Raw genomic sequence first — 24,009 nt, 5'->3', positions numbered from 1 at the left:
CTCTCCACTTCCCATTGCTGAAAGGAGCGCACCGTGCCCTCCACCGACACCAGCGCGGACACCGCATCTCCCGAGGACGGCGAGGCCACGCTGCATCTGCGCCTGCCCGCCGAGTTCGTCGCCCTCTTCGCCACCGCCGACCTGCTCGACGACGTATCCGGCTGGGGGCCGACCGTCACCCCCGTGGGCCTCTTCCAACTGGTCCCCGTGCGCCTGAAGGACGACCTCCCGCTCATCCACCGCTGGATGAACGACCCCGCTGTCGCCACCTTCTGGGCACTGGCGGGGCCCCCGGACAGGACCGAGGACCACCTTCGCGCCCAACTCGACGGAGACGGCCGCAGCGTGCCGTGCCTGGGCATGCTGGACGGCGTCCCCATGAGCTACTGGGAGATCTACCGGGCGGACCTCGATCCGCTGGCCCGCCACTGTCCGACTCGTCCGCACGACACCGGGATCCACCTCCTCGTCGGTGAGGCCGCCGACCGGGGGCGAGGACTGGGCTCCGTCCTGCTCAAGGCCGTGGCCGAACTCATCCTGGACCGTCGTCCCGCCTGCGCCCGGGTCATCGCCGAGCCGGATCTTCGTAACACCCCCTCCGTCACCGCCTTCCTGCGTGCCGGGTTCCGATTCGCGTCCGAGGTCGACCTGCCCGGAAAGCGGGCTGCCCTCGTGGTCCGGGACCGCGTCCCGAACCGGCTGATGTAACGAATTGTGATGACGCTGTCGCATTGAGTACGAATGGCGGCTCGGCGAGGTTCCCGGTCGTCGCGAAAAGATCCGGAAGACCGGCGAAGCCGCCGCAGTCACCCCCCCCCCCGTTCCAGGAGCCCCCGCAGTGATCCCACCCCTCGCCCTCGCCTTGACCGCCCGTTTGTCAGTGCCGGGCCGTAGGGTGGTCGGGCTATGACGAAGCCCTCACTCCCCGAACTCCTGCATGCCGCTGTCGCAGCCGTCGGCGGCACGGAGCGCCCCGGCCAGGTGACCATGGCCGAAGCGGTCGCCGAGGCGATCGACGACGGATCCCACCTGCTGGTCCAGGCCGGCACCGGCACCGGAAAGTCGCTGGGCTATCTCGTGCCCGCGCTCGCGCACGGGGAGCGAGTGGTCGTCGCCACGGCCACGCTCGCACTGCAGCGCCAGCTCGTGGAACGCGACCTGCCGCGCACGGTGGACGCCCTGCACCCGCTGCTGCGCCGCCGCCCGGACTTCGCCATGCTCAAGGGCAGGTCGAACTACCTGTGCCTGCACCGCCTGCACGAGGGCATGCCGCAGGACGAGGAGGACGGGCTCTTCGACCAGTTCGAGGCCGCCGCGCCCACCAGCAAGCTGGGCCAGGACCTGCTGCGCCTGCGTGACTGGGCCGACGAGACGGAGACCGGCGACCGCGACGGCCTCACACCGGGCGTCTCCGACCGTGCCTGGGCGCAGGTTTCGGTGTCCTCGCGGGAATGTCTGGGCGCTTCGAAGTGCGCCTACGGCGCCGAGTGCTTCGCGGAGATGGCGCGCGAGCGGGCCAAGCTCGCCGAGGTCGTCGTCACCAATCACGCCCTCCTGGCCATCGACGCCATCGACGGCGCCCCAGTCCTGCCGCAGCACGAGGTGCTGATCGTGGACGAGGCGCACGAACTCGTCTCCCGTGTCACCGGTGTCGCCACCGGCGAACTCACGCCCGGCCAGGTCAACCGCGCCGTGCGCCGGGCGGCCAGACTCGTCAATGAGAAGGCCGCCGACCAGCTCCAGACCGCCGCGGAGGGCTTCGAGCGGCTGATGGAACTGGCTCTGCCGGGCCGCCTCGAGGAGATCCCTGAGGACCTCGGCTATGCGCTGATGGCACTGCGGGACGCGGCCCGCACGGTCATCACCGCGCTCGGCTCCACCCGCGACAAGTCCGTCCAGGACGAGGACGCGGTCCGCAAACAGGCGCTGGCATCGGTCGAGACCGTGCACGACGTGGCGGAGCGAGTGGTCAACGGTTCCGAGTGGGACGTGGTCTGGTACGAGCGCCACGACCGCTTCGGCGCCTCTCTGCGCGTCGCGCCCATGTCGGTCTCCGGGCTGCTCAGGGAGAAGCTCTTCGCGGACCGCAGCGTCGTCCTCACCTCGGCGACGCTCAAGCTCGGCGGCGACTTCAACGGCGTCGGCGCCTCGCTGGGGCTCGGCCCCGAGGGTACGGAGGGCGAGGATCTGCCGCAGTGGAAGGGCGTGGACGTCGGCTCGCCCTTCGACTACCCCAAGCAGGGCATCCTCTACGTCGCGAAGCACCTCGCGCGCCCGGCGCGGGACGGTGAGCGCTCCGACATGCTCGATGAGCTGACCGAGCTGATCCAGGCGGCCGGCGGCCGCACCCTCGGACTGTTCTCGTCCATGCGTGCCGCCCAGCTCGCCGCGGAGGAGCTGCGCTCCCGGATCCCCGAGTTCCCCATCCTGCTCCAGGGCGAGGAGACGCTCGGGGAGCTGATCAAGAACTTCGCCGCCGACCCGCGGACCTGCCTGTTCGGCACGTTGTCGCTGTGGCAGGGCGTCGACGTCCCGGGCCCCAGCTGTCAGCTGGTGATCATGGACAAGATCCCGTTCCCACGCCCGGACGACCCGCTGATGAGCGCCCGGCAGAAGGCGGTGGAGGAGGCGGGCGGCAATGGCTTCATGGCCGTGGCCGCGACTCATGCGGCCCTGCTCATGGCCCAGGGCGCCGGCCGTCTGGTCCGCGCCTCGGGGGACCGTGGTGTGGTAGCGGTGCTGGATCAGCGGCTTGCCACGGCGCGGTACGGCAGCTATCTCAAGGCGTCCCTGCCCGACTTCTGGTACACCACGGACCGCAACCAGGTGCGCAAATCACTGGCGGCCATCGACGCGGCCGCGAGGCAGACGGAAGAGAAGCAGACGCAGGAACAGTGAGCCGGCTGGTCCGGTCGGCTTCGGCCGGACCACCACCTGCGCGACGGTCCGCACAGTCGTCCGGGGCAGCACAGGGCCCCGGACAGCACAGGGCCCCGGAACCGGCGCAGGGGTCCCGGGGCCCGGTCAGGGGGGTGAGCCGTCCGGCCCGCCCGCCACGGCCGTCACACGCGCCGCAGCACAGCGACGACCTTGCCCAGAATGGTCGCGTCGTCGCCGGGAATCGGTTCGTAGGCCGCGTTGTGCGGCAGGAGCCAGACGTGGCCGTCCTCGCGCTTGAAGCGCTTGACGGTGGCTTCGCCGTCGAGCATCGCCGCGACGATGTCGCCGTTCTCGGCGACCGGCTGGCGGCGGACGGTGACCCAGTCGCCGTCGCAGATCGCGGCCTCGATCATGGAGTCACCGACGACCTTCAGGACGAAGAGCTCACCATCGCCGACGAGCTGGCGGGGCAGCGGGAACACGTCCTCGACCGATTCCTCCGCGAGGATCGGCCCACCGGCGGCGATACGGCCGACCAGCGGGACGTAGGACGCGGCGGGCTTGCCGGCGGTGTCGGTGGGCTGCACCGTCACGGCCTGGTCGGAGCCGCGCACCTCGTACGCGCGCGGGCGGTGCGGATCGCGGCGCAGGAAGCCCTTGCGCTCCAGCGCCATCAACTGGTGCGCCACCGAGGACGTGCTGGAGAGGCCGACGGCCTGGCCGATCTCGCGCATGGACGGCGGGTAGCCGCGTCGCTGCACCGAATCCCTGATGACCTCGATCACCCGGCGCTGCCGGTCGGTGAGCCCGGAGCTGTCCGCCCGGATACCTGGAGGTCGGCCAGGCAGGGAGCGCTTGTGCCCCTCGGGATTCGTGGCTTCGTTCATCGCATGTACCGGCTCGACTCGGCCCATGGAGCGGTCCTGGGCGGTGATGGTGGCACTGTCTGCGGTGGTGGTCACGTCGGCCCCTCTCGATGGTCTCCCTGCTGGACAACGGTAGTTGCTTTCGAAAGGTTGCGCCAAACACACGTTCGAGTGAAAAAGTGCGATTCGCCTGACGTGATCATGTGTCTGGGTGTATGGCTAACGCGGCATCCGGCGGGCAAAAGCGTCCATTGCTGCACTCTTCACCGCCGGGATTGGCGACCTTGCGGGTTGTGCCCTCAGTCTGCCATCCGGAACCCGGTTCACCCGGATCCGGGCTCCCTTCTGCGCCGGAGTCCCACGCGGTCTCCGTGCGGCGCCCACGGTATCTCCGTAACCGCAGGATCGATACGTCCCGGCGCCCGCGTGTTCGGAAATGCCGGCAGCGGGTATCCGGGGCGTGCTCCGGCGTGGCGACACGCGTGACCGCCTCGGTGTATGAGCCAAGCCCTACATCTAGTGGTTGGATGCTTACTGCAGCCCATAAGTTGTGGTCCCCCGGGTCTGGGATGGCTCCGCGATCGCCTATGCTTAGGGCTGCTTCGAGGGGCCCATGTGGTCCAGCGGGGCTATTGAGTCTGCTGTGAGGAGGGTTGGAGATCATGCACTGCCCCTTCTGCAGGCACCCCGACAGCCGCGTGGTCGACAGCCGTACGACCGACGACGGCACGTCGATCCGCAGGCGCCGCCAGTGCCCTGACTGCTCCCGTCGTTTCACGACCGTGGAGACGTGTTCGCTCATGGTGGTGAAGCGGTCCGGGGTCACCGAACCGTTCAGCCGTACCAAGGTCATCAATGGTGTGCGCAAGGCATGCCAGGGACGGCCTGTCACTGAGGACGCACTCGCCCAGCTCGGCCAGCGGGTCGAGGAGGCGGTGCGGGCCACCGGGAGTGCCGAGCTGACCACCCATGACGTGGGTCTGGCCATACTCGGCCCGTTGCAGGAGCTCGACCTCGTCGCCTATCTGCGATTCGCCTCCGTCTACCGGGCCTTCGACTCGCTCGACGACTTCGAGGCCGCCATCGCGGAACTGAGGCAGGCGCGAGGCCCCGCCGTGGACGACGAAGACGCGGGAGCGGGGGGCCAGGAAGACGAACGCGGGCTCGGAGGGACCACCGAGGTCCCCGTGCCCGCCCACGCCGCCGACTGACCGGCGCGCCGGAACCCGGACGGATGCCCGGGTTCCGGTTCGGAAGGCGGCGACCGAAGACCTGTTGCGAGTGGCAGTTGAGGGCGCCCGCAACATCAGACAGAACACCGTGCCACGGGAACATCGGGGCACTTCAGGGCGTTTTCGCCCGTACAGGGAGGCGGCATGACAGAGACGGCGAGCGGTCCGGCGCGAGGTTCCCGAGCCAAGGGAGCCAAGGCGGGTAACAAGGGACTGCACATCGAGCGCATCCACACCACCCCCGGCGTACACCCGTACGACGAGGTGGCCTGGGAGCGTCGTGACGTCGTCATGACCAACTGGCGCGACGGCTCGGTCAACTTCGAGCAGCGTGGCGTCGAGTTCCCCGACTTCTGGTCGTTGAACGCGGTCAACATCGTCACCAGCAAGTACTTCCGGGGTGCCGTCGGCACCCCGCAGCGCGAGGTCAGCCTCAAGCAGCTGATCGACCGCATCGTGAAGACGTACCGGAAGGCCGGTGAGGACTACAAGTACTTCGCCTCGCCCGCCGACGCCGAGATCTTCGAGCACGAGCTGGCCTACGCCCTCCTGCACCAGATCTTCAGCTTCAACAGCCCTGTCTGGTTCAACGTCGGCACCCCGCAGCCCCAGCAGGTCTCCGCCTGCTTCATCCTGTCCGTCGACGACTCCATGGAGTCGATCCTCGACTGGTACAAGGAAGAGGGCATGATCTTCAAGGGCGGCTCCGGCGCCGGCCTGAACCTCTCCCGTATCCGCTCCTCCAAGGAGCTGCTCTCCTCCGGTGGCAACGCCTCCGGTCCCGTCTCCTTCATGCGCGGCGCCGACGCCTCCGCCGGCACCATCAAGTCCGGTGGCGCCACCCGCCGCGCCGCCAAGATGGTCGTGCTCGACGTCGACCACCCCGACATCGAGGACTTCATCCAGACGAAGGTCAGCGAGGAGGAGAAGATCCGCGTTCTGCGCGACGCGGGCTTCGACATGGACCTGGGCGGCGACGACATCACGTCCGTCCAGTACCAGAACGCCAACAACTCGGTCCGGGTGAACGACGAGTTCATGACGGCGGTCGAGTCGAGCGGCAAGTTCGGCCTGCGCGCCCGTATGACCGGTGAGGTCATCGAGGAGGTCGACGCCAAGGCGCTCTTCCGCAAGATCGCCGAGGCCGCCTGGGCCTGCGCCGACCCGGGCATCCAGTACGACGACACGATCAACAACTGGCACACCTGCCCCGAGTCCGGCCGGATCACCGCGTCGAACCCGTGCAGCGAGTACATGCACCTGGACAACACGTCCTGCAACCTGGCCTCGCTGAACCTGATGAAGTTCCTCAAGGACGACGGCAAGGGCCACCAGTCCTTCGAGACCGAGCGCTTCCAGAAGGTCGTCGAGCTGGTCATCACCGCGATGGACATCTCGATCTGCTTCGCGGACTTCCCGACCCAGAAGATCGGCGAGAACACGCGCGCGTTCCGCCAGCTCGGCATCGGCTACGCCAACCTCGGCGCCCTGCTGATGGCCACCGGCCATGCCTACGACTCCGACGGCGGCCGTGCCCTCGCCGGTGCCATCACCTCGCTGATGACCGGTACGGCCTACCGCCGCTCCGCCGAGCTGGCCGCCGTCGTCGGCCCGTACGACGGCTACGCCCGCAACGCCGACGCCCACAAGCGCGTCATGAAGCAGCACGCCGACGCCAACGGCGGGGCCGTCCGCATGGACGACCTGGACAACCCGGTCTGGGCCGCCGCCACGGAGGCCTGGCAGGACGTGGTCCGCATCGGCGAGAAGAACGGTTTCCGTAACTCGCAGGCGTCCGTCCTCGCCCCGACCGGCACCATCGGCCTGGCGATGTCCTGCGACACCACCGGTGTCGAGCCCGACCTGGCGCTGGTGAAGTTCAAGAAGCTGGTCGGCGGCGGCTCGATGCAGATCGTCAACGGCACCGTCCCGCAGGCCCTGCGCCGCCTGGGTTACCAGGAGGAGCAGATCGAGGCGATCGTCGCCCACATCGCCGAGAACGGCAACGTGATCGACGCCCCCGGCCTCAAGCCCGAGCACTACGAGGTGTTCGACTGCGCCATGGGCGAGCGCGCCATCTCCCCGATGGGCCACGTCCGCATGATGGCCGCGATCCAGCCGTGGATCTCCGGCGCCATCTCCAAGACGGTCAACATGCCGGAGACGGCGACCGTCGAGGAGGTCGAGGAGATCTACTACGAGGCGTGGAAGCTGGGCGTCAAGGCGCTCGCCATCTACCGCGACAACTGCAAGGTCGGCCAGCCGCTCTCCGCCAAGACCAAGGAGAAGGAGAAGGCCGAGGTCACGGAGAAGGCCGAGGCGGCCATCCGCGAGACGGTCGAGAAGATCGTCGAGTACCGCCCGGTCCGCAAGCGCCTCCCCAAGGGCCGCCCCGGCATCACCACGTCCTTCACGGTCGGTGGCGCCGAGGGCTACATGACCGCCAACTCCTACCCCGACGACGGTCTCGGTGAGGTCTTCCTGAAGATGTCCAAGCAGGGCTCGACCCTCGCGGGCATGATGGACGCCTTCTCCATCGCCGTCTCCGTCGGTCTGCAGTACGGCGTGCCTCTGGAGACGTACGTCTCGAAGTTCACCAACATGCGCTTCGAGCCGGCCGGCATGACGGACGACCCGGACGTGCGGATGGCGCAGTCGATCGTCGACTACATCTTCCGACGCCTGGCGCTGGACTTCCTGCCCTTCGAGACGCGCTCCGCGCTCGGCATCCACTCCGCCGAGGAGCGCCAGCGGCACCTGGAGACCGGTTCCTACGAGCCCACCGAGGACGAGGTCGACGTCGAGGGCCTGGCCCAGTCGGCGCCGCGCGCCCAGGAGCTGAAAGCGGTCGCCACGCCGAAGGCCGAGTCCGAGGTGGTCGAGCCGGCCCCGAAGCAGGCGCACACCAGCGCCGAGCTGGTGGAGATGCAGCTGGGCATCCAGGCCGACGCCCCGCTGTGCTTCTCCTGCGGTACGAAGATGCAGCGGGCCGGTTCCTGCTACATCTGCGAGGGCTGCGGCTCGACCAGCGGCTGCAGCTGATGACACGCCGTTCCTGAGGTAAGGGGCGCCGGCAATCGCCGGCGCCCCTTACCTGTGCGCCCCTGTATCAGGCGTGTCGCCTGCTGCCCATGACACGGGGGAAGGTCGCCGGATCCTCGTCGTAGCCGTGGACTCCGGAGTGGAACGTCCATCCACCGGAGTCGTCCCGCAGGAACTCGCCGATCGTGGCCGCCGTGGCTTCGGGGACCGAGGCGAAGTCGTCCTCGGCGAGCACGGTGTAGCCCTCGCGGATGCGCATGGCCGGGCCGAGTACGTCGGAGAAGGTCCTGTGCCCGGTCTGTTGCTGGATGACCACACCGACCACTACGCGCGCGTAACGGCCGTCGAGCCGGTCGAGCTCGAGCGTCATGACCTCGTCCCAGCCGAAGCCCTTGCCGTCGGTGCTGTCCCGGTTGAGGAAGATCGTGCCGTCCGGCGAACGGCTGTCGAAGTGCACCAGATAGGTCGGCGCCCCATGCGGGTCGCCGGACTCGAACGGCCCCGCCACGATGTCCAGATCGGTGGGCGGTCGGCCCGCCGGACTGGGGTCCCATTTGAGCGCGACCTCGACCTTGCGGATTCCCTTGCTGAAACCAGCCACCGGGCTTCGCCACCCCCTTGAAGTGCCATGCCTGTCAACTGCCCCGAAGTCAGGGCCGTTTGTTCATCGTGCCACGCGCGCGGGGGAGCGTGCGCGGGCGATCTCAGCCGGAGCGTGACCGGCGCCACGCCGGTGGCCTTACGATGGCGCGGTGCTGGTCAAGTGGATTCGCTGCACCGTGGTGGACCGCCGCGGCTTCGAGCGCGGGCAGCGGAAATGGGCGGGGCTTCCGGGGGAGCCGGGTTTTCGGGGGCAGGGCGGAGGCTGGAGCCGGCAGCGGCCCGGGGTGGCGCACATCTTCGCCTTCTGGGAGAGCCGCGCCTTCTACGACTCCTTCATGGCCCGCTCCCACGACCGTCTGGCGGCCGCCCAGTCCGGCACGTTCAAGGATTCCCAGGTCAAACTGTTCGAGTACCGATTCGACGTGAAGACCGGCTTCGAGCCCCGGTTCACCGACTCCGACCTGATCCGCGTCGCCCTGTGCCGGGTCCACGAGGAGCGTGTGGAGCACTTCACCCTCATGCAGGAGAAGGTCTGGAACCCTGCCATGGCCGGCTCACCCGGCATGATCCGGGGCATGTTCGCCGAGGCACCCGAGCAGGAGTTCCTCATCCTGTCCATGTGGCGGTCGGCGGCCGAGCACGGCAAATACCGCACCGAGCGGGTGGAGCGCCTCGCACTGCGCGCCCAGACGGAGGCGGACATCGCGGCTCTCACGGGTGACATCGTGGAACTGGAGCCGTCCTGGACGGTCTGAACCGGCCGCCTCGAGGACGAAGGCTGATCCTGGACAGTCGGTGAATCCAACGGGGGGACAACCCGGGAATTGTGCGCCCGTGAGTGCCCCGATGCGCGAGATACGTGTGACCTACGCCGTATGGGGCCCGTACGAGTGCTCCACCGTCCCCCGTTCGATCTAGGGTTTCGGCATGGCACGACCACGGCGCATTGTCCTTGTCCGGCACGGCGAGTCAACGGGCAATGTTGATGACTCCGTGTACGAGCGGGAGCCCGACCACGCTCTCGCCCTGACCGAGCGCGGCTGGAGACAGGCCGAGGAGACCGGCAAGAAGATCCGGGAGCTCTTCGGCGGGGAACACGTGAGCGTGTACGTCTCCCCGTACCGCCGTACCCACGAGACGCTGCGCGCCTTCCATCTCGACCCCGACCTCATACGGGTGCGGGAGGAGCCCAGGCTGCGTGAGCAGGACTGGGGCAACTGGCAGGACCGTGACGACGTGCGTCTGCAGAAGGCGTACCGGGATGCCTACGGCCACTTCTTCTTCCGGTTCCCGCAGGGCGAGTCCGGCGCCGACGTCTACGACCGGGTCGGCGGCTTCCTGGAGAGCCTCTTCCGCAGCTTCGAAGCGCCGGACCATCCGCCGAATGTGCTGCTGGTGACGCACGGACTCGCGATGCGGCTGTTCTGCATGCGCTGGTTCCACTGGACGGTGGCGGAATTCGAGTCGCTGTCGAACCCCGGGAACGCCGAGATGCGGATGCTCGTTCTCGGTGAGGACGGCAAGTACACCATGAACCGGCCCTTCGAGCGATGGCGGGATCCGGTGCCGCACTGGGGTTCCGGATAGAGTGGCAGACCGATGACCGCTGACTCCTCTTCTCTCGAGCGCCTGAACCGTGCCCTGGCCAGCCTGCGCGGACTGGCGGTGGGAGACGCGCTGGGCTCGCAGTTCTTCGTCCCGGCGAACTACCCGCTGCTCAAGCGCCGCGAACTGCCCGCGGGCCCCTGGCAGTGGACCGACGACACGGAGATGGCCTGCTCCGTGGTGGCCGTCCTGGCCGTCCACCACCGCCTCGACCAGGACGCGCTGGCCCGCTCCTTCGCCGAGCACCACGACTTCGACCGCGGCTACGGCCCGGCCGTCAACCGGCTGCTGCGCCTCGTCCGCGAGGGCGAGGACTGGCGTGAGGTGGCGGCCGGCCTCTTCAACGGACAGGGGTCCTGGGGCAACGGCGCCGCGATGCGCATCGCGCCGCTGGGCGCCTGGTACGCCGACGATCCCGAGCAGGCGACCCACCAGGCCGAGATCTCGGCGTACCCCACGCACCAGCACCGCGAGGCCGTGGTGGGCGCGATGGCCGTCGCCGCGGCCGCCGCGCTGGCCGCCTCGCCGGGCGGCCCGCCCGGCCCCGAAGCGCTCCTCGACGGCGTCATCGCACTCATCCCGAAGAGCGCCGTCGGTGCGGGCCTGCGCCGGGCCCGCGACATGCTCGACTACGGCGATCCGGTCACCGTCGCGGCCGTGCTGGGCTGCGGACGCCGCACGTCGGCCCACGACACCGTCCCGTTCGCCCTCTGGTCCGCCGCGCGGGCCTTGGCCGACTTCGAGACGGCGTTCTGGACCACCGCCCAGGTCGGCGGGGACGTGGACACGACCTGCGCGATCGTGGGCGGCGTGCTCGGCTCCTGCAAGGCGGGCACGCCACCCGCGCGGTGGGTGGAGCGCACCGAGGCACTGCCTGACTGGGTGCCGACGGGGCTCTGAACCCTTTCCTCGCCGGGCCACACGAACGGAGACTCTCCGTACCCACTGGGAACTGTGTGTGACTGCCCATCGTTCTGCAGGTAGCCGTCGTCCGCGTCGATGCGGACGACGGCTCGGTTCGGGCAGGTGTGGAGCGAGGGCGGAGGGGTGTGGGTGGTGGCTGTCGTTGTCGCTGTGCCGACCGTGCTTGTCCCGCTGCTGGTCTCCTTGGTCGTGGCCGTACGGGCAGTGCGGACGGCCGGGCCGCAGTGTGTCCCGTTCCCCCGGCTGCGGTCCGGCCGGCCGCGGTTCCGCGCGGCCGCGGACAGGTCAGCCGATGCCCGGGCCCGCCGTGCCGGCGAGTGCATCGAGATCGCTCTTGCGGACCCTGATCACCAGCCAGGCGGTGAGGAACGCGAGCAGGGCCATGGCGGCGGCCGGGACGAAGGCCGCGGAGATCCCGTGAGCGAGCACCTCATGCCCCCAGGGCGCGGGCAACTGATGCGTCCTGGCGAACTGCGCCTTCTGTTCGGGCGTGCCGTCGGTGAGGAACTTCGGCAGTTGATCCTTCGCCTCGTCCGTGCTCGCGGAGCCGAAGACGGTGGTCAGGATGGACAGGCCCAGCGAACCACCGACCTGCTGGGTGGCGTTGAGCAGCCCGGACGCCGCGCCCGCCTCGTGCTGGGCCACACCGGAGACGGCCGTGACGGTGACCGTCACGAAGTTCAGGCCCATGCCGAAGCCGAACACCAGCATCGGTCCCAGCACCCCGCCGAGGTAGGAGCTGTCGGGCGTGATGAAGGTCTGCCAGACCAGTCCGGTCACCACGAGCGCCGAGCCGGTCATCATGAAGGGTTTGGGGCCGAGCGTGGGCAGGAAGCGCTGGGACAGACCGGCGCCGACCGCGATCGCGAAGGTCACGGGGAGGAAGGCCAGACCGGCCTTGATCGCGCTGTAGCCGAGCACGTTCTGCACGAACAGCACGATGTAGAAGAACATGCCGAACATCGCCGCAGCGAGGCTCAGCATGATCACGTACGTGCCCGAGCGGTTGCGGTCGGCGAACATCTTGAGCGGGGTGATCGGTTCCTTGGCCCGCAGCTCGATGAGGACGAACGCCAGCAGGAGCACCACCGAGGCGCCGAAGGACCCCAGGGTGAGACCGTCCCGCCAGCCCTCCTCCGAGGCGCGGATGAACCCGTACACAAGCGAGGCCATACCGACCGTCGACGTGAGCGCACCCGCGATGTCGAACCGTCCCGGGTGCCGCTCGGACTCGCTGATGTACAGCGGGGCGAGAAACGCGATCAGGAGGCCGATCGGCACGTTGACGAAGAGCACCCACCGCCAGTCGAGCCAGTCGGTCAGCATGCCGCCCGCGAGCAGGCCGATGGCACCACCGCCCGCGGACACGGCGGCGAACACGCCGAAGGCCCGGTTGCGTTCCGGGCCTTCGGGGAACGTGGTGGTGATCAGGGCGAGCGAAGTGGGCGAGGCGATCGCGCCGCCCACTCCCTGCAGGGCGCGCGCCGCGAGCAGTTGCCAGGGTTCCTGGGCGAGCCCACCCAGCAGCGAGGCGAAGGTGAAGAGCAGGATGCCGGCCATGAACACCCGGCGCCTGCCGAGGATGTCGCCGGCCCGCGCGCCGAGCAGCAGCAGACCGCCGAAGGTGAGCGTGTAGGCGCTGACCACCCAAGTGAGGTCGGTGGTGCTGAACTTGAGAGCGTCTTGAATGTGCGGGAGCGCGATGTTCACAATCGTCGCGTCCAGTACCACCATGAGCTGGCAGGCCGCGATGACGGTGAGCGCGATGCCGGGATGCCCATCCCGGCGGGCCGCACCCGGTTTCCGTTCCTGAAGCAGCTGAGAGGTTGTCACTATGGGTCCCCCACAAAGGCGTTAGTGAACGCTTGCGTTCACTCTCGCGTCAACGGTAGTGAGTCCCCGACAGTGAACGCAAGCGTTCACTTAATGCCGCGTCACGTGTCGCGTCCCCCTTGCTGCGACGTGGCGCGGCTCCGCCCCGGAACCCCCGCTTCCCCTTGCATGCTGGAGAAACACAGATGGATACCTCGCGCTGGACGGCCGCTCCCGCTCAGGCGGCCTCCCCCCGTCGGCGCGGCGCGGTGCTCGAGCGCGCGATCCTGGATGCCACCCTGGAGCAGCTCAGCACGGTCGGCTGGAACGGTCTGACGATGGAGGGCGTCGCGGCCGGCGCCCAGACCGGCAAGGCCGCGGTCTACCGCCGCTGGCCCTCCAAGGAGGATCTGGTCGCCCATGCCCTCGAGGCCGGACTGCCCCGCATCGAGGAGGTCCCCGACCTCGGCAGTGTCCGGGAGGATCTACTGGCCCTGTGCCGGCGCGCACGGGACGCCATGTTCTCGCGCCCTGGTTTCGCCCTGCGTGCCGTGATTCACGAATGCGATCCGGCGCAGGTGGAACGCTTCCATGGCGTGATCTTCGACGGAGTGGTCGAGCCGATGATCGAGCAGCTGCGCGAGGTCATCATCCGCGGCATCGGGCGGGGAGAAGTGCGCCCGGACGCCGACAACGGTTACGTCTTCGACGCCGTCCCGGCGATGATGATGTACCGGTCCAAGATGTGCGCCAGTGAATGGAGCGATCAGGATCTCGAAGAGATGATCGATGGGCTGATGATGCCGCTGCTGCGGCGGCACGGGTCCTGAACGGGCCCCTCGGCGTCCCCGGTCCGATCCTGGGGACCGGGGTGTCGCGCGGCCCTGCCGGCGGCGTAACCTAAGGGCGCCATGCCGTACGAACCACCTACACACACCGTCGAGCGCTCCCTGCGTGCCACGACCGGAGCGAAGGTCATTGCCGGTGTCGACGAGGTGGGGAGGGGTGCGTGGGCCGGCCCCGTCACCGTCTGCGCGGCGATCACCGGACTGCGCCGGCCGCCCGAGGGTCTGACCGACTCCAAGCTGCTGACCGTGAAACGGCGTACGGAACTGTCCGGGATACTGCGGTCGTGGGTCACGGCCTATGCCCTGGGGCATGCGTCCCCCGAGGAGATAGACGGCCTGGGGATGACCGCCGCGCTGCGGCTCGCCGCCGTCCGCGCCCTGGACCTCCTGCCGGTCAGCCCGGACGCCGTGATCCTCGACGGCAAGCACGACTACCTCGGTACCCCGTGGAAGGTGCGCACGGTCATCAAGGGTGACCGGTCCTGCGTGGCCGTCGCGGCGGCGTCGGTGATCGCCAAGGTCCAGCGCGACAAAATGATGGCCGAACTGGGCATCGACCATGCAGACTTCGGATTCGCGGACAACGCCGGGTATCCGTCGCCCGTGCACAAGGCGGCACTGGAGGAGCGGGGGCCCACCCCGTACCACCGCTTGTCGTGGGCGTATCTTGATGCGCTGCCCCAGTGGCGGCACCTCAAGAAGGTCCGTAGCGGGGCGGACGGAAGCGTTCCGGAGATCGAGGGTCAGCTCGGCTTCGACTTCTGACGGTTCCGCTCGCACTGATGTGCCACCCGGCCAACCGTGCCGCACCAACGTTTGATAAAAATCAGCTCATGCCTCTCATTCCCGAGGAGCCTCAGATTCACGAGAGTGCCCAGGGTCCCCGCACCGCGCCGACCCCACGCCCCGTACCCGGCCCCCGTCCGGCGGCTTCGTCCCGCCCCGGTCGTCCAAGCCCCCCGCGGCCCGCGCCGCCGGTGCAGCGCGCTTCGCGTGACGCGGCTCCGGCCAAGCCGGCCCCGTCGGGCCCGGCCGCTCCCGCCGCCACGGCTCCCCCCGCCACGCCGGCGACTCCGCAGATCCAGCTGATCCCTGCCTCGGCCGAGGGCGCGCTCGACGCCGCCGAAGAGGCAGTGGACCTGCTCCTGGACTCGGGCCGCGCCCCCGGAGAGGTGCTGGTGATCACCACCGGTGCCCAGCATCCGTGGACGGAACACGAGTTGTCCTTCGGAGAAGCCTCCTACTGGACTCTGCACGACGCCGGTGACGACGTCTTCTACACGGACGCCGTCCACGCCTCCCGTGCCGCGACCCGGCCGGTGGTCGTCGTGGCCGTCAACGGCGACTCCGCCGCCACCGCCCTCCCGCTGGCCCACTCGCGGGCAGGTGCGCTGCTGATCTGCTGCGGTGACCCGCAGCAGATCAACGCGGTGCTGGGCGCGGGCGTCTGAGGCACGTCCGGCCCCTCGGGGCCGGGCATGGCGAAGGGCCGCTCCGACGACATCCGTACGGCGCGGCTTCCGGCATGCCCGGACAACCGGCCGTATCTCACGTGTGAGCCGGCCCCGTTCGCGCGCGCCCGCAGCAACGGTGTGGGCAGCCTGCGGCTCCCGTAGCAGTGCTGCTGGCAGCCTGCGGGGCCGGTAGCCGTCGTCAGCCGTCGTCTTAGCGCGACGGTGGCCGGCCCGCGCCGCCGTACCCCCGGCCGTACCCGGAGCCCCGGGCACTCGGACAGGCCGGCGTCAGCGGGCAGCCGCGCGGCGCAGGACCTCGGAAACCGGGCCACCGGTGCGGGGAGGCAGGGGCGGTGCCTGCGACATGGCGAAGGCCTCGGGCTCCGAGTGGGCGTTCGGGCGGCGTCCGCCCCGTCCCTCACCGAGTACCTGCCAGCCGTCCCCGGTCAGCGTGATGTACGCCCCGCAGCGCAGCCCGTGCAGCGTGCAGGCGTCACGCAGCCCCCACATCCAGGCCCCGTCCTCCTCGGTCCAACGCGCTTCGCCCTCGCGGCAGTAGAGCAGCACGGCGGTGCGTACCGGGGTGCGGCGGCGCAGGTCGTGCGGGATGACCCGGCGCAGCTGGGCCAGCAGCGCGTTGCGGAACATCCAGCCGTCGGCCGCCTCGGGGCGCCGTATGAACGACGCGCTGGCGCACAGTCGTTCCTCCGGATCCAGGACTGCCACGACCGCCATGGACGGCCGGGGGTGATGGCGGGCGTGCAGCCCGCTGACGACCTCACGGGGGTTGCGCAGCAGGGGAATTCCGGCGGCTGCCCACTCCGCGGGCTCGAGCAGGCGACTGGCGGAAGCGGCGGACGCGGACGTCGACAATGAGGCCGCCGAGGACGAGGCGAATCCGAAGGTCACGTTCCTCCCTTCGGCTACGCGCCCACACTGCGGGCGAGGTCGGATTCGGGGGAGCGCGCACCGCGGCGAAGCCCACGGATCATGGGCGAGCCGTGCGGGGAGCGGACTTCAATTCTTCCTGTCGAACTTGGATGCGGCAACGAGCAATTGGAGCCGCCGACGGTTATCTGGTGGTGCGTGGCTTATATCCCTACCCACAGGGGGCGCTGGCGACCCCTGTGGCGCTCGGCCGCGGCACGTTCGTGTCCCAGCTCGCTGTGCCGCCCCGGCTCGCGGGGGTCGCTGTCACCCCTGGACGGCCAGCACCAGGGGCAGCACGCCTTCGGCGCCGGCCCTTCTGAGCAGGCGTGCCGCGACGGCGAGAGTCCAGCCTGTCTCGGTGAAGTCGTCCACAAGCAGCACCGGACCGTGTGTCTCGGCGAGCGCGGAGGCGAGGGCCGGTGGCAGCGTCAGCGAGCCGTCGAGGGCCTTCAGCCGCTGGGCGCTGTTGCTGCGGGGTAGCCGGGGCGCGTCCCCGTCGTACTCCACGGAGCCGAGCAGCGGCAGCCGGCCGACCTCGGCGATGCGGGCGCCCAGCGAGCTGATCAGCGCGGGCCGGGAGCGCGAGGCGACGGTGACCACACCCACCGGCCGGGCCTGGCCGCCGGCCGCCCCCGAAGTCCACCCGCCCGGACCCTTCGCCCAGTCGGCCAGTACGTCCACCACGGCTCGCGCCACGTCGTCCGGCACCGGCCCGTCGGAAGCCTGAGGTGCCAGCAGGGGTCGCAGCCGGTTGCCCCAGCCGATGTCCGACAGCCGGCCCAAGGCCCGCCCGGGCGCGGCCTGTTCGGCGGCCGCGATGCGGCCCTTGAGGTTGATGCCGATCGCCGGGAGCCCGGTCGGCCACATGCGGCGGGGCTCCACCTCGACCCCGGCACGGCCGAGGTCGACGCGTGCGGCGTCCAGTGCCGCTGTCGTGGTGTCGGCGGTGAAGCGCGGCCCCGCGCAGTTGTCGCATCGGCCGCAGGGCTTGGCGCCCTCGTCGTCCAGCTGCCGCTGCAGGAACTCCATCCGGCAGGTCGTGGTGGACGCGTACTCGCGCATCGCCTGCTGCTCGGCCCCCCGCTGCCGGGCCACCCAGTCGTACCGCTCGGCGTCGTAGGACCACGGCTGCCCGGTCGCGATCCAGCCACCCTTGACCCGCCGCACCGCTCCGTCCACGTCGAGGACCTTCAGCATCGTCTCCAGCCGGGAACGGCGCAGTTCCACCAGGGGTTCCAGGGCAGGGAGGGACAGTGGCCCGTCGGCCCGGGCGAGGACGTCCAGCGTGCGGCGCACGAGGTCCTCGGAGGGGAAGGCGAGCGAGGCGAAGTACTGCCAGATCGCCTCGTCCTCCTTGCCCGGCAGCAGCAGCACCTCGGCGTGCTCGACGCCACGGCCGGCCCGGCCGACCTGCTGGTAGTAGGCGATGGGGGAGGACGGTGAACCGAGGTGCACCACGAACCCGAGGTCCGGCTTGTCGAAGCCCATGCCCAGCGCCGACGTGGCGACCAGGGCCTTGACCCGGTTGGCGAGCAGATCGTCCTCGGCCTGCTGCCGGTCGGCGTTCTCCGTCCTGCCCGTGTACGAGGCGACGGTGTGGCCGCGCTGTCGCAGGAACGCGGTGACCTCCTCGGCGGCCGCCACGGTGAGCGTGTAGATGATGCCGGAGCCCGGCAGGTCGTCGAGGCGGTCGGCGAGCCAGGCCATGCGGTGCGCCGCGTCCGAGAGTCGCAGCACGCCGAGGCTCAGGCTCTCCCGGTCCAGCGGACCCCGCAGCACCAGGGCGTCGGAGGTACCGCCGGTGCCGAGCTGCTCGGCCACGTCGGCGGTCACGCGGGCGTTGGCCGTGGCGGTGGTGGCAAGCACGGGGACGCCGGGCGGGAGGTCGCCCAGCATGGTGCGCAGCCGGCGGTAGTCCGGGCGGAAGTCGTGACCCCAGTCGGAGATGCAGTGGGCCTCGTCCACGACGAGCAGCCCGGTCGCCGCGGAGAGCTTGGGCAGGACCTGGTCGCGGAAGTCCGGGTTGTTCAGCCGCTCCGGGCTGACCAGCAGCACGTCGACCTCGCCGCGCTCGATCTCGGCCTGGACGGACTCCCACTCCTCGGAGTTGGCGGAGTTGATGGTCCGGGCGTGGATGCCGGCACGGGCCGCGGCCTCCACCTGGTTGCGCATGAGCGCGAGCAGTGGGGAGACGATCACCGTGGGTCCGCTGCCTCTGGCCCGCAGCAACGACGTCGCCACGAAATACACCGCGGACTTCCCCCAGCCCGTGCGCTGCACGACCAGGGCCCGGCGCCGGTCGGCGACCAGTGCCTCGATCGCCCTCCACTGGTCCTCGCGCAACCGAGCCGTGGCCGTGGTGTCCCCGACGAGCCGGGCGAGGACGGTGTCGGCCTGCGCCCGGAGGTCCGCGTTGCTCGTGTGCTCCATGCGTCCCATACAACAGGACGGGACTGACAATTGGGCGGGACGGCGGCGGCGAATGGCCGTCCACCGCGCTCGGGCTGTGGAAAAGCGCCCACGACGGCGTTCACCCAGTCGCTGCCTTGTCGTGTCCCTGATTCGAGTTGTCCACAGGCGCAAGCGGAATATTGGCTCCCGCGAGATTGTCGGCGCATGACGAATCACGGCGAAACGACCGGACCCTTCGAAAACGGCGACCTCACGGGGCACGAGCGGCTGAGTGGGCCACCGAACGACCAGTCCGCGCGCGACCCCCAGGTCACGCTGCGCACCCCCGCCGAGCTGGCCGACGCCCTGCCGTACCTGCTCGGCTACCGCCCCGAGGACAGCATGGTGCTGGTCGCCCTGCACGACCGGGAGGGCCGCGGCAGGTTCGGCGGCCGTGCCCGGCTGGGCATCCCGGCGAGTCGGGAGGACTGGCCGGAGGCCGCCCGACAGCTGGCCCGGGGTCTGGTGGCCGGCAGCGAACGACGCGGCACCCGGCCCGAGCAGATGGTCGCCTACGTCTGCCAGGAACCGGACCCGGGTGAGACGGGCCGGGACGTCATGAAGCGGCTCGAACCGCTCGCCCAGCTCCTGCGCACCGAATGCGGCAGCCTCGACGTGCCGGTGATCGAGGCCCTGTGCGTCTCGGACGGCCGGTTCTGGTCGTACTGCTGCCCGGTCAAGGGGTGCTGCCCCGACGACGGAACACCGATGGGCCTGCCCGGCACCTCGGTGCTGGCCGCCGCGGCCACCTACGCGGGGATCCAGGTGCGCGGAACGCTCCGTGAGCTGCGGGCCAGGCTGCTGCCCTGGGAGACGGGTGCCGCCATGGAACAGGAGGTCGCCCTGGACGCGGCAGGCATGTCCCTGGTACCCCGCATTCTGGACGACGCCGAGCGCGTGGGCGTGGCCGAGGAGACCCTCGAACTCGCCGACCGCGCCATCCGCCGGTTCGCCGGGGCGGCGCCGGTGTCCGGTTCCCACCAGGCGGACCTCCGCGACGACGGTCTGCTCGCGCACGACGAGGCGGCGACGCTGATCCTCGGACTCCAGGACCGCACGACACGCGACCGCGCGGCAGCGTGGATGGAGGGCGAGGACGCCGGTCCGGCTCTGAGGCTCTGGCGCGCGTTGGCCCGCCGCTGCGTGGGTCCGTACGGCGAGCACGCCGCCGCCCCGCTGACCCTGACGGGCTGGGTGGCCTGGTCGTCCGGCGACGAACTGGAGGCCCGGGAGGCCCTCGCCATGGCCCTCGGTGCCGACCCCGACTACCTGTTCGCCCGGCTGCTGCACCAGGCCTGCAACGAAGGGCTCGATCCCGAGTCGATCCGCCGCTGTCTGCGCGCGGAACGTGAGCGGCCTGTCGGGCCGGAGGCCGCGCAACAGGCTGCCCCGGCGAGCGAGGCCGCGTCCGACGAGACTTCGCCCACCGCCGTCGAAGGATCCGGAGTCACCGCACGGCCCGGCGGCCCCAGCGCCGAGCGCGCCCAGGCGGCCGGTGGCCCACGGCGCAGGCGCCGAACCCGCTCCGCAGGGTCCGCCGACGGCACTGCTCGGCCGGCGCGCGGGGACGAAGGGCGTCGGCGCCCGGTCGGCTCCCACCCCCAGTCATCGGGCGCCGGACCTTCCCGGCCGGGCAACGCCAAGCCGGGCGCCGCCCGTGTGCGTGCGGGTGACGGCATGCCCCGCGGCACAGCGGCGGCGAGTGGAAACCGGGAGAGCGAGGGCGACGGATGAGAGCTCGCGGCACTGAAGCGCCCGGCATCAGGAAGGGGCGGGCGGCCGTCCCGGACGGGTGACAGCCTGACCCGGAAAGGGCGAGGTGGCGAGGGCGTGGGCGCACCGGGCGCGGTGGCAGCCTCCCCATGTCACAGGGCCCGCGAATGGAGCCTGACCTCGTGCGACACCGGCAGCGCGGGGATGCGGAGCCCGTCCCGCGCGCATACCCCGGAACGAAGAGGATCCAGTGCCGGGGCGGCCGGCGAAGGGAGTGTTTATCGTCAGGCAGACGACTATGATCGCCGTATGCCCTACGACCCGTCAGCCTTTCCGCCCTTCGCCGTCACCGTGGACCTGGTCGTGCTGACCGTGCGCCGCCATTCGCTGTGTGCGCTGGCGGTACGCAGGGGTGAGTCGCCGTTCCAAGGGCGGTGGGCGCTGCCCGGCGGTTTCGTACGGGCCGATGAGGACCTGTCCCAGGCGGCGGCGCGGGAGCTGGCCGAGGAGACCGGGCTGCGCGCCCACGACCCCGCGGCTCCGGCCCAGGACAACGGCGCCCATCTCGAACAGCTCGCGACCTACGGTGACCCGAAGCGTGACCCCCGGATGCGGGTCGTCAGCGTCGCCCACCTCGCGCTCGCTCCGGATCTGCCCGCGCCCCGCGCGGGCGGCGACGCGAGCAACGCGCGCTGGGCGCCGGTCGAGGAACTGCTCCAGCAGGGCGGATACGGTCGCGACGGCGAAGCTGTGGCGCCGCTCGCCTTCGATCACGCCCAGATCCTCGCCGACGGGGTCGAGCGGGCCCGTTCCAAAATCGAGTACTCCTCGTTGGCCACCGCGTTCTGCACGCCCGAGTTCACCGTGGGAGAGCTGCGACGGGTCTACGAGGCCGTGTGGGGGGTCGCCCTCGATCCGCGCAACTTCCATCGCAAGGTGACCGGGACGCCGGGATTCCTCGTGCCCACCGGCGGTACCACGACCCGCCAGGGTGGCCGGCCGGCCCAGCTCTTCCGGGCCGGCGGCGCCACCCTGCTCAACCCCCCGATGCTCCGTCCCGAGGTCTGACGGTCGCGGCTCCCGGCAGCCGTTTCGGCTGGGTGCCGACAGGGGCGTGCCAACGTCCCTTCCGCCTATTGGCGGACGCGTGTCCCGCTCGACTTGCGCACCACCGAAGAACAGATAGGGGGATACCAGGAAAACAGGACATTGCGCGCTATCTTGCTGCAAGTGATCCAGGCGTTCGGATTGACCAGCAACCCCCGCAAGGCGCACCCGCCCGCCGTCGACGACGTCTCCTTCGAGGCGCGCGCCGGTCATGTCACCGCGCTCCACGGAGCCGGGGGAGCGGGCAAGACGACGACGCTCAGGCTCATGCTCGAACTGCAACAGGGTCGCGGCATCACCTACTTCCGGGGGCGGCCCCTGCACCGGATCGCCCACCCGTCACGGGAGGTCGGCGTGCTCCTCGGGGACGTGCCCGGTCATCCGGCCCGCTCGGTCCGCGGCCACCTGCGCATGCTGTGCGCGGCGGCCGGAGTCCACGTCCGCCGCGCGGACGAGGTGCTCGAGGCCGTCGGTCTCGTCAGTCTCCGCGAGGAACGCCTCGGCACCCTGTCGCGCGGCATGGACCGCAGACTCGGACTGGCCTGTGCCTTGCTGGCCGACCCGCACACGCTCGTGCTGGACGCACCCACCGCATGCCTGTCCGCCCGCGAGGCACGCTGGCTGCACGGCATGCTGCGCGCACACGCGGACCAGGGCGGCACGGTGCTGTTCACGACGGCCGATCCCAAGGAGGCGGCTCGCACGGCCGACCGGGTCGTCACCCTCGACGGCGGCAGACTCTCCGCCGACCAGGAGGGCAGGGAGTTCGCCCGCACCCGGCTGCGTCCGCGCGTGGCCGTCCGCAGCCCCCACGCCGCCCGCCTCGCGGCTCTGCTCACCAAGGAGGCCCGTACCGCACAGCGCTCCGTCGAGGTCGTACGAGAGGCCGGCAATCGCCTCTCGGTGTACGGCAGCACGACCGCCGACGTCGGTGAGATCGCCTTCCGGCACGGCATCCTCGTCCATCAGCTCGCCGATGAAGTCGGTGACATGGGGTCGAGCGCGGGACCCGAAGGCGGGGAGAACGCGGGCGGAGAGTCGCTGTCGGCCGGGCGGCCCCGGGCCGTCCCGGACCACTCCCCGCAGGGGAGGACACAGGCCGCGGCCGGCTCGTCGACACAGGGGAGGAGCGCCGCACCCGCGTCGGCGGTGGCCGCTCTTCCCTCTGAGGAGCGCAAGCGGTCGGTGTCTCGTGTCTCCCCGCCGGACGACGCGCTGGAGTGGAACGCCGACGGCCCACGCCCGGTGCCCACTGGGAAGCGCGAGGCCCTCTCCGGGAGCTCGGACACCGCCTCGGGAGCGCAGACGGAGGGCTTGTCGAAGTCCGACTCCGCATCCGCGGCCGGCCGCACACCCGACGCTGCCGCTTCCACCGCCGAGGCGCCCACGGGAGGTGCCGATGCGGCGGCCTCCGGCGCCTCGGCGATCGCCGTCAATGCCCGCCCGGACGCGCCCTCCCCGGAGGCCGACTCCTCGGAGGCCGCCACCGGCACACGCGCCAGGACCGATGTCACGACCCTGGCCGTCGCCGATACGCCCGCGACCGGCACCACTGTCCCCGGCGCGCGAAATCCGGGCACCGGGCATCCCGGCAGCGGTCAGCCCCGGGCCGAACCGCCGTCGCGCTCGCTCGCCGACGCGGCCCGTACCCTCGACGCCCTGTCCCCCCTCCCGCCTCCCATCTCCGTCCGCACCGCTCGCAGTCCCCTCCGCCCGCTGCGCTACGAACTGCGCCGCGCCGCGGGAATCGGTACCGGCTTCCTCACCTGCGGGGCCGCACTGCTGTTGTCCGCGCTCACCGCCGTCCTCCTCGCCCGGACCGGTCATACCCCGCAGGCACGGCTGTTCGCCGCATGGCCGAGGGAGCTGCCGCTGCCACCCGCGGCGCTCGCGGCGGGGCTGCTCGGTGCCCTGGCCTTCGGGGACGAATTCCGTCACCCCGCACTGGCGGCGGATCGCGGCACCGTGCCCCGTCGGCTGGGACTGCTCGCCGCCAAACTCCTCGTCTCCGGAGCCACCGCCCTGATGCTGGCCTTCCTCACGGTGGGCTGCGACGCCGAGGTTCTCTACCTCGTCCACGGTCGGGAGCTGACCCAAGTTCCCTCGGACTGGCTTTCCCTGACCGCGAGTTGGTTCGGGCTTGTGGCCGGCTGTGCCTGGGCCGGGGTGCTGGCGGCCGGGATCTTCCGGTCCACCACGGCTGGTCTCGCCGCCGTCCTCGCCGTCCCCGTCGCCCTCGTCCCCGCTCTGCGGTGGGTGCTGGGCGGACCGGCCGTGCGGACCGCGGCCGGCTTCCCCTTGCGGATGCGGGAGGTACTGCTGCTGCAATGGCCCTTCGGAGGCGAGCGCTACCTGCTGGCCACGGTTCGGGTCGTCGCCCAACCAGTCGGCGGCGCACTGGCGTTGTCGTTGACCGCGCTGTTGTGCGCGTACCTGGTCACGACTGTGCGAACCAGAGTCCGATGACAACCGCTGCGAACGCATCCGGTCCCGCCGTGCCAACAACTCCCCGAATACGGCTCGTTTCTTTCCGATAAGGCGT

At 70.6% G+C, this 24,009-nt stretch carries 17 protein-coding genes and 1 pseudogene; 13 read left to right on the top strand and 5 right to left on the bottom strand.

The annotated features are described in order from the left end of the window. The first annotated feature begins 33 nt into the window (after positions 1 to 33). Together ACFVVO_RS06555 and ACFVVO_RS06550 are read left to right on the top strand one after the other, a co-directional pair. Positions 34 to 708, top strand: a complete 675-nt coding sequence (locus ACFVVO_RS06555; protein ID WP_390052251.1) for a GNAT family N-acetyltransferase — start codon at positions 34 to 36, stop codon at positions 706 to 708. Between the two features lie 198 nt (positions 709 to 906). Continuing rightward, complete coding sequence (locus ACFVVO_RS06550) at positions 907 to 2,898, top strand: ATP-dependent DNA helicase (protein WP_390052249.1); 1,992 nt, start codon at positions 907 to 909, stop codon at positions 2,896 to 2,898. 164 nt (positions 2,899 to 3,062) lie between these two features. On the opposite strand, the gene lexA is transcribed toward ACFVVO_RS06550, so the two are convergent. Next, positions 3,063 to 3,842: a transcriptional repressor LexA gene (gene lexA, locus ACFVVO_RS06545; RefSeq protein WP_014675455.1), complete on the bottom strand. Its 780-nt coding sequence runs from the start codon at positions 3,840 to 3,842 to the stop codon at positions 3,063 to 3,065. Between the two features lie 566 nt (positions 3,843 to 4,408). Here lexA and nrdR point away from each other — a divergent pair. Both nrdR and ACFVVO_RS06535 read left to right on the top strand, forming a co-directional pair. Continuing rightward, on the top strand, positions 4,409 to 4,957 hold the full coding sequence (nrdR, locus tag ACFVVO_RS06540; protein ID WP_390052247.1) for a transcriptional regulator NrdR: 549 nt from the start codon (positions 4,409 to 4,411) through the stop codon (positions 4,955 to 4,957). A 165-nt stretch (positions 4,958 to 5,122) separates the two neighbouring features. Further along, on the top strand, positions 5,123 to 8,020 hold the full coding sequence (locus ACFVVO_RS06535; RefSeq protein WP_390052246.1) for a vitamin B12-dependent ribonucleotide reductase: 2,898 nt from the start codon (positions 5,123 to 5,125) through the stop codon (positions 8,018 to 8,020). A 67-nt stretch (positions 8,021 to 8,087) separates the two neighbouring features. On the opposite strand, the pseudogene ACFVVO_RS06530 reads toward ACFVVO_RS06535, so the two are convergent. Beyond that, positions 8,088 to 8,648 (bottom strand): annotated as a pseudogene (locus ACFVVO_RS06530) (TerD family protein); the annotation flags it as partial. A 124-nt stretch (positions 8,649 to 8,772) separates the two neighbouring features. Between ACFVVO_RS06530 and ACFVVO_RS06525 the strand changes: the two are divergent. The 3 genes from ACFVVO_RS06525 (at position 8,773) to ACFVVO_RS06515 (ending at position 11,128) form a co-directional block, all read left to right on the top strand. Beyond that, entirely contained in the window at positions 8,773 to 9,378 is a 606-nt protein-coding gene (locus tag ACFVVO_RS06525; protein ID WP_390052244.1) for a YdbC family protein, read from the top strand. Between the two features lie 172 nt (positions 9,379 to 9,550). Further along, positions 9,551 to 10,210: a histidine phosphatase family protein gene (locus ACFVVO_RS06520; RefSeq protein ID WP_390052242.1), complete on the top strand. Its 660-nt coding sequence runs from the start codon at positions 9,551 to 9,553 to the stop codon at positions 10,208 to 10,210. Positions 10,211 to 10,222: 12 nt separating this feature from the next. Further along, positions 10,223 to 11,128, top strand: coding sequence for an ADP-ribosylglycohydrolase family protein (locus tag ACFVVO_RS06515; RefSeq protein WP_390052240.1), 906 nt, complete (start codon positions 10,223 to 10,225; stop codon positions 11,126 to 11,128). Positions 11,129 to 11,437: 309 nt separating this feature from the next. On the opposite strand, the gene ACFVVO_RS06510 is transcribed toward ACFVVO_RS06515, so the two are convergent. Beyond that, entirely contained in the window at positions 11,438 to 12,985 is a 1,548-nt protein-coding gene (locus tag ACFVVO_RS06510; protein ID WP_390052238.1) for an MFS transporter, read from the bottom strand. 185 nt (positions 12,986 to 13,170) lie between these two features. On the opposite strand from ACFVVO_RS06510, the gene ACFVVO_RS06505 reads away from it, so the two are divergent. The 3 genes from ACFVVO_RS06505 to ACFVVO_RS06495 all read left to right on the top strand — a co-directional run bounded on the left by ACFVVO_RS06505 (position 13,171) and on the right by ACFVVO_RS06495 (position 15,263). Further along, positions 13,171 to 13,794 carry a TetR/AcrR family transcriptional regulator gene (locus tag ACFVVO_RS06505; protein ID WP_390052365.1) on the top strand — a complete coding sequence of 208 codons (624 nt, stop codon included), beginning with the start codon at positions 13,171 to 13,173 and terminating at the stop codon, positions 13,792 to 13,794. A gap of 81 nt (positions 13,795 to 13,875) precedes the next feature. Beyond that, entirely contained in the window at positions 13,876 to 14,577 is a 702-nt protein-coding gene (locus ACFVVO_RS06500; RefSeq protein ID WP_390052236.1) for a ribonuclease HII, read from the top strand. Positions 14,578 to 14,645: 68 nt separating this feature from the next. Beyond that, entirely contained in the window at positions 14,646 to 15,263 is a 618-nt protein-coding gene (locus ACFVVO_RS06495) for a hypothetical protein (protein ID WP_390052234.1), read from the top strand. Positions 15,264 to 15,554: 291 nt separating this feature from the next. Here the strand turns inward: ACFVVO_RS06495 and ACFVVO_RS06490 are convergent, their stop codons facing one another. Both ACFVVO_RS06490 and ACFVVO_RS06485 read right to left on the bottom strand, forming a co-directional pair. Further along, positions 15,555 to 16,175: a hypothetical protein gene (locus ACFVVO_RS06490; protein ID WP_390052232.1), complete on the bottom strand. Its 621-nt coding sequence runs from the start codon at positions 16,173 to 16,175 to the stop codon at positions 15,555 to 15,557. 285 nt (positions 16,176 to 16,460) lie between these two features. Further along, entirely contained in the window at positions 16,461 to 18,626 is a 2,166-nt protein-coding gene (locus tag ACFVVO_RS06485; RefSeq protein ID WP_390052230.1) for a RecQ family ATP-dependent DNA helicase, read from the bottom strand. A gap of 186 nt (positions 18,627 to 18,812) precedes the next feature. Between ACFVVO_RS06485 and ACFVVO_RS06480 the strand changes: the two genes are divergently transcribed. The 3 genes from ACFVVO_RS06480 to ACFVVO_RS06470 all read left to right on the top strand — a co-directional run bounded on the left by ACFVVO_RS06480 (position 18,813) and on the right by ACFVVO_RS06470 (position 23,933). Continuing rightward, positions 18,813 to 20,381 (top strand): DUF4192 domain-containing protein, encoded by a 1,569-nt coding sequence (locus ACFVVO_RS06480; RefSeq protein WP_390052228.1) that lies wholly within the window; start codon positions 18,813 to 18,815, stop codon positions 20,379 to 20,381. Positions 20,382 to 20,669: 288 nt separating this feature from the next. Continuing rightward, on the top strand, positions 20,670 to 21,428 hold the full coding sequence (locus ACFVVO_RS06475) for an NUDIX domain-containing protein (protein ID WP_390052226.1): 759 nt from the start codon (positions 20,670 to 20,672) through the stop codon (positions 21,426 to 21,428). A 162-nt stretch (positions 21,429 to 21,590) separates the two neighbouring features. Next, the gene (locus ACFVVO_RS06470) at positions 21,591 to 23,933 is read left to right on the top strand and encodes an ATP-binding cassette domain-containing protein (RefSeq protein WP_390052225.1); all 2,343 of its coding nucleotides are present in this window, start codon (positions 21,591 to 21,593) and stop codon (positions 23,931 to 23,933) included. Positions 23,934 to 24,009 lie beyond the last annotated feature (76 nt).

Origin of the sequence: Streptomyces sp. NPDC058145 (assembly GCF_042884245.1) — a bacterium.
Classification (GTDB): domain Bacteria; phylum Actinomycetota; class Actinomycetes; order Streptomycetales; family Streptomycetaceae; genus Streptomyces.
This window is presented reverse-complemented; position numbering and strand designations above follow the sequence as displayed.